Below are 6,596 nucleotides of genomic sequence, written 5' to 3'. Positions count from 1 at the left end.
TGGTTATAGCAACGGGGCTCACCTCTTCCCATTCCGAACAGAGAAGTTAAGCCCGTTAGCGCAGATGGTACTGCATCTCGTGGGAGAGTATGTCGCCGCCTTTTTTTTAAACCCTTCATCATGAACTTGATGAAGGGTTTTTTTATGGAGTAAAGTAAATTAAGTATAAGTTCAAAAGGTTGCGACAGGATTACTTACAAAGTGAGCTAGTATATAATTATATATTGATTAAAGACCTCTTATTCAACAAAATTATTGGATGTGCTGGATCTATATTGAAATGCTCAATTTTTCAAGTTATAATATATCCGCAAAAAGACTAAAAGACAAAAGCAACCTTCAACAGGTTGCTTTTGTCATAAGAATTGGGGAGCTGTTGCTGTTAAGCGGCAGGGAGATCTCCTTTTCCTTTGGTCGGTAAGACTGTTTTACCCATTAAAAATTTGTCTACTTCTCTTGCGGCTTCCCGGCCTTCAGAAATTGCCCATACTATTAATGATTGCCCGCGGCGCATATCTCCTGCAGCAAAAATTTTAGGTATATTTGTTTGAAATTTATCTGCCTTTATATTTGTTCGTGTGTCAACCTGAAGTCCGAGCTGCTGACTTAGCGTTTTTTCAGGCCCTGTAAATCCGAGAGCCAGTAAAGCAAGATTACAAGGCCATTCTTTTTCAGTTCCCTCAATTTCCTGCAGCTTTGGAACCCCGCCTTCCGTTTTCACCCATTCAACCTCTATGGTCTCCAGGGCTTTTAAATTTCCCTGATCATCGGTAATAAATTTTCTGGTCGCGATACTCCAGTTCCTCTCCACTCCTTCCTTGTGCGATGAAGTAGTTTTTAACGTAAAGGGCCAATAGGGCCATGGATTGTCAATGGTTCGGGAATTAGAAGGCATCGGCATTATTTCAAAATTTGTTACAGATTTAGCCCCGTGCCTGTTAGAAGTACCTACACAATCAGATCCTGTATCGCCGCCTCCTATAACGATCACGTGCTTATCCTTCGCGCTAAGCTGCTGTACAGGTTCAGAAAGGCCATCGACAACCTCATTGTTCTTTTTAAGAAAATCCATTGCCTGTACTACCCCTTTTGCCTCTGCGCCGTGTATAGGCAAAGACCTTCTTTCGGTTGCACCGCCACAAAGAACAATAGCATCAAACTCTTGTAATTTTTCCACCGAATAATTTACCCCTACATTTGTTTCAGTTTTGAATTCTATTCCTTCTTCTTCCAGAATGGCAATTCTACGGTCTATAATTCTTTTCTCCAGCTTAAAATCTGGGATGCCGTATCGAAGAAGCCCACCAACTTTTTTATCTCTTTCCAGCACGGTCACGTTATGGCCAGCACGATTCAACTGTTGTGCAGCTGCAAGACCTGCAGGGCCCGAGCCTACAACAGCAACGGTTTTCCCGGTACGTTCCTTTGGTGGATCGGCTTTTATCCATCCTTCCTGGAAACCGCGTTCGGGAATGTATTTTTCAATGAGTTCAATAGACACTGGCGGTTTAATGATGCCTAAAACACATGCAGATTCACAGGGTGCGGGGCAAAGCCTTCCGGTAAACTCTGGAAAGTTATTTGTGGAGTGCAGTATTTTTAAAGCTTTTTGCCATTCATTCTTATAAACGGCGTCATTAAAATCGGGGATGAGATTTCCCAGGGGACATCCACTATGACAAAACGGAATTCCGCAATCCATACACCTGGCTCCCTGTTCATTTAATTCTTCCGTACTGAGTTCTTTACCAAACTCTTCATAATTCTTAACTCTTTCAGGAACAGCAATGGTGTCTTCTTCCCGACGTTCGTATTTAAGAAATCCTCTCAATTTATCCATTTTATGCTGTTTTTAATTCTACTTCTTCTTTTCTCATTTTCTCTTCTTCTAAAATCTTTAGTGCCTTCTTGTACTCTGTAGGCATGATCTTCATGAATTTTCCTGAATTTGATTCCCAGTCGCTCATGATTTCCTTCCCCAGATCGCTTTGGGTGTAAGAAATGTGGTTTTTGATCAGCCTTTTTAGCTCTTCTTTATCTTCGGAAGAAGGCTGTTCCAAACCTATCATTTCCATATTGAAATTGTGCATATCGATAGTTTCCTTCGGATTGTAGATGTAAGCAATACCACCGCTCATACCTGCAGCAAAGTTCCTTCCTATATTTCCAAGGATCACCGCTACACCGCCGGTCATATATTCACACCCGTGATCTCCAATCCCTTCAATCACAGCTTTTGCTCCGGAATTTCTTACGCAGAAGCGTTCACCACCAATTCCGTTGATATAGGCTTCGCCATTGGTGGCTCCGTAAAGGGCAACATTTCCAATGATGATATTTTCACAGGATCGAAAAGTAGCATTTTTAGGCTTCTTTACAGAAAGTATTGCGCCACTTAATCCTTTTCCGAAGTAATCGTTCGTATTACCTTCAACATTCAGCGTAAGTCCTTTGGTAGCGAATGCGCCGAAGCTTTGTCCGGCAGAACCCGTGAAATTGAGCGTCAATGTACCCTTCGGAAGTCCTTTTGAACCATGAATTTTTGAAATTTCATTACTTATTACCGCTCCGGTTGTTCTGTTAATATTGTTAATAGGGAACTCGAGCTGCATTTTCTCTTTTCGGTAAATGGCAGGGTGAGCTTTCCGCAGGATTTCAAAATCCAGAACATCTTCCAAGCGATGGTCCTGTTTCCGGGTGTTATAAAGAGGTGTATTTTCGGCTACCTGTGGTTTGTAAAGGATCTTGGAAAGATCAATTCCTTCAGCTTTGTAATGTTTAATGGCGTGGTTCATATCAAGTTTCTGACTTTGCCCTACCATTTCATTCAGGGTGCGGAAACCTAAATCTGCCATGATTTGCCGTAATTCCTGTGCTACGAAATACATGAAATTAATGACATTTTCGGGAGTACCTTTAAAGTTCTTCCTTAATTCAGGATCCTGAGTTGCAATGCCCACAGGGCAGGTATTGAGATGACAGGCACGCATCATGATGCAGCCCGAGGCTACAAGTGGAGCCGTAGAGAAACCAAATTCTTCTGCTCCTAAAAGACATGCGATAGCAACATCCCTTCCTGTTTTTAGTTGTCCGTCGCATTCTACCACTATTCGGCTTCTCAGGTCGTTTAGCAGTAAGGTTTGATGAGCTTCTGCAATTCCAAGTTCCCAGGGTAAGCCGGCATGACGTAGAGAAGTTAGTGGAGATGCGCCAGTTCCTCCATCATAGCCGGAAATTAATACCACATCGGCTTTTGCTTTTGCTACTCCGGCAGCGATAGTTCCAACGCCAATTTTAGAAACAAGTTTTACATTTATCCTGGCTTCCCTGTTGGCATTTTTCAAGTCGAAGATTAACTGGGCAAGATCTTCAATGGAATAAATGTCGTGGTGCGGAGGCGGAGAAATTAATCCCACATATGGCGTAGAATTTCTTGTTTTGGCAATATCAGGATTCACTTTAGGGCCCGGTAATTGACCTCCTTCACCCGGTTTTGCGCCCTGCGCCATTTTTATCTGAATTTCCTGTGCATTCGTAAGGTAATCTATGGAAACTCCAAACCTACCTGAGGCTACCTGCTTAATTGCGGAATTTCTCCAGTTTCCATCGGTGCTTTTATAAAACCTGGAGGGATCTTCTCCACCTTCCCCGGAATTGCTTTTAGCTTTCATCCGGTTCATGGCGATGGCAAGATTTTCGTGAGATTCTTTACTAATTGAACCAAACGACATAGCCCCTGTTTTGAACCTTTTTACGATCTCTGTCCAGGGTTCCACTTCTTCAAGCGGAATGGGATTTAAATCTTTAAACCTGAACATTCCGCGCAGAGTCATCAGATTTTTACTCTGGTCATTAATAAGTCGTGAGTATTCTTCATACGTTTTTTGGCTATTTTGCTTTACTGCCTGCTGAAGTTTCGCGACACTCGCAGGGTTGAACATGTGCTTTTCTCCAGACCTGCGCCAGCGATAATCACCACCAATTTCAAGCTCAAGGTCGGTTCCGGTTTCAGCAGGTCTAAAGGCGCTGCAGTAGCGCTTCTGAATTTCCTTTTCTATTTCATATACTCCAATTCCTTCGATCCTGGTAGGAGTATTGGAAAAATACTTATCGACGAACTTCTGGTTGAGACCCAGTATTTCGAATATTTGTGCACCACGATAAGAATGAAGGGTGGAAATGCCAATTTTGTTCATGATCTTCACAATTCCTTTTCCAATGGCAAGATTGAAATTTTCCACAGCTTCTTCAGGATCTTCTATTGGAATCTCTTTTTCCACAACAAGATTGTGAATGATTTCGTTCACCATATATGGATTGATCGCACTTGCACCGTAACCAAAAAGAATTGCAAAATGATGTGGTTCGCGGGGTTCTGCGGATTCGATCACAATTCCGAAGGAAGATCGCCGGTTGTGTTTCTTCACCATATGGTGTACAAAAGAACACGCCATTAACGACGGAATTGGAGCCAGAGCCGGGTCTACATTTCTATCTGAAAGAATTACAATATTACAACCCTCATCTACCGCATCTGTAATTTCCAGGATAATTTCATCAAGGCGTGTTTCCAGTCCGTTTAATCCTTTTTCAGCTTCATAGAGAATAGAAATTGATTTAGCCTTAAATCCTGGTGCGTTAATATACTTGATCTTGTCAAGGTCTTCATTGGAGATTACAGGGTTCTGAATGCGTAATTTTTTACATTGCTCGGGGATCACATCAAACAAATTCCGGTCCTGTCCTATAGAGAGACTAATATCGGTTACAATTTCTTCCCTAATACCATCGAGGGGGGGATTCGTAACCTGTGCGAATAATTGTTTGAAATAATTAAATAGGAGTTGGGGTTTGTGTGATAAAACAGCCAATGGGGTATCGGTTCCCATAGAACCAGTCGCTTCCTTGGCCAATGTTGCCATAGGACTTATAATGGTTTTGATGTCTTCTATAGTGTAGCCGAAAAGTTTTTGGCGGGTGAGGAAATCTATTTTTTCAACCGGCGTCCGGTTACCGGTGTAAGGTACATCTGAAAGCGGAAGCAAATGTTGCTCCAGCCATTCCTTATAAGGCCTTTCATTGACGATCTTGCTTTTCACCTCCTCGTCTCCTATTATGCGGCCTTCATTCATGTCTACCAAAAACATTCTTCCTGGTTCTAAACGCCCGTGTAATTCAACATTTTCTGGTTCAATGTCCATCACGCCGGTTTCCGAAGCCATTACCACATAACCATCTTTAGTAAGTGTATACCTGGAAGGACGCAGTCCATTTCTGTCCAGAAGAGCGCCAATGTATTTTCCATCGGTAAATGGAATTGAAGCCGGGCCATCCCAGGGTTCCATGATGCAGGCATTGTATTCGTAAAATGCCTTCTTATCTTCTCCCATAGAAGGATTTTTCTCCCAGGCTTCTGGAACCATCATCATCATTGCTTCGGGCAAAGATCTTCCGGTTTGAACAAGAAGTTCAAGAACCGTATCCATTGAAGCAGAATCTGATTTTCCTTCAGAAGTAATAGGAAGAAGCTCCCGTAAATTTTCTTCTCCAAAAAGGTCACTTCTAAAGAGTTCTTCCCGGGCTTTCATCCGGCTTAGATTTCCTCTAAGCGTATTTATTTCTCCATTGTGGCACATATACCTGAAAGGTTGTGCCAGGTCCCAACTTGGAAACGTATTTGTTGAAAAGCGCTGGTGCACCAGGGCCAATTTAGTCACCAGTTCGGGGTCATTCAGGTCTGGATAATAAATATTGATATCCTGTGGCATTAAAAGACCTTTATAAATAATGGTATTAGTAGAAAGACTTGTGAGGTAAAAATAATTTGCTTCTGAAAGGCCTGATTGTTCAATTTTATGTTCTGCAATTTTACGTGCGGTGAAAAGTCTTGCGCTAAATTCCCTGTCAGAAATCTCTTTTTCGCCTTTCCCTATAAAAATTTGCTGGACATTTGGTTCTGTTCTGGCAGCAATGCTCCCTAAACATGTCTTGTCTACGGGAACTTCTCTCCAGCCAAGAATATCTAAATGTTGTCTTTTGAGTTGCTCTTCAAAAATTTCTTTGCAAATTTTCTGCTGATTGGAAGAAGGTGGAAAAAATACCATTCCAACTGCATATTCCTGAAATTCCGGGAGCTCAAAATCGCATTGTTTCTTGAAAAAATTATGTGGTATTTCGATGAGGATTCCGGCGCCATCACCCGTTCTGCCATCTGCGCTTACGGCTCCGCGATGCTCTAAGCGAATTAGAATATCGAGAGCTTTGTGAATGATATCATTTGTTCGTTTTCCTTTGAGGTTACATATAAATCCTGCGCCACAATTGTCATGTTCAAATTCGGGCGAATACAGCCCTTGTTTTCCTGGTTTCATATCAAATCTTCTTACGTAATTTTGCCTAAAATAGGATAAAAGCTAATAATAATGAAGTTAAATGTTCATTTCTTAGCGTTTAATGCAGTAAAATTAATATTAAGCAGATAAAATGATAAATTAAGAATTGAGCGGCTGCTAATTGTGAATATTGCAATTCCAAACAGAAGAAATAAAAAATGCCCGGTAAATTACCGGGCATTCAAAAATGAGGTTTATGTAACT

Annotated in this window: 2 protein-coding genes and 1 rRNA gene; 1 reads left to right on the top strand and 2 read right to left on the bottom strand. The window is 41.7% G+C overall.

Annotated elements, in window-relative coordinates; translation table 11 throughout:
• Window positions 1–104: ribosomal RNA gene (rrf, locus tag ACOV1Q_RS14730) — 5S ribosomal RNA — on the top strand; the annotation flags it as partial.
• 278 nt (window positions 105–382) lie between these two features.
• Here rrf and ACOV1Q_RS14725 read toward each other — a convergent pair.
• Together ACOV1Q_RS14725 and gltB are read right to left on the bottom strand one after the other, a co-directional pair.
• Window positions 383–1,840 (bottom strand): glutamate synthase subunit beta, encoded by a 1,458-nt coding sequence (locus ACOV1Q_RS14725; RefSeq protein WP_424495156.1) that lies wholly within the window; start codon window positions 1,838–1,840, stop codon window positions 383–385.
• Window position 1,841: 1 nt separating this feature from the next.
• Entirely contained in the window at window positions 1,842–6,371 is a 4,530-nt protein-coding gene (gene gltB / locus ACOV1Q_RS14720; protein ID WP_424495155.1) for a glutamate synthase large subunit, read from the bottom strand.
• Window positions 6,372–6,596: the final 225 nt, after the last annotated feature.

The organism is Salinimicrobium maris (assembly GCF_049680855.1).
Lineage (GTDB): Bacteria > Bacteroidota > Bacteroidia > Flavobacteriales > Flavobacteriaceae > Salinimicrobium.
The sequence above is the reverse complement of the archived record's forward strand: the minus strand, read 5'-3'. Positions and strand labels throughout refer to the sequence as shown.

Excerpts from the sequence above, each read along its gene's own strand:
- ACOV1Q_RS14725 (WP_424495156.1), bottom strand. The coding sequence starts at position 1,840 with ATGGATAAATTGAGAGGATTTCTTAAATACGAACGTCGGGAAGAAGAC.
- gltB (WP_424495155.1), bottom strand. The coding sequence starts at position 6,371 with ATGAAACCAGGAAAACAAGGGCTGTATTCGCCCGAATTTGAACATGAC.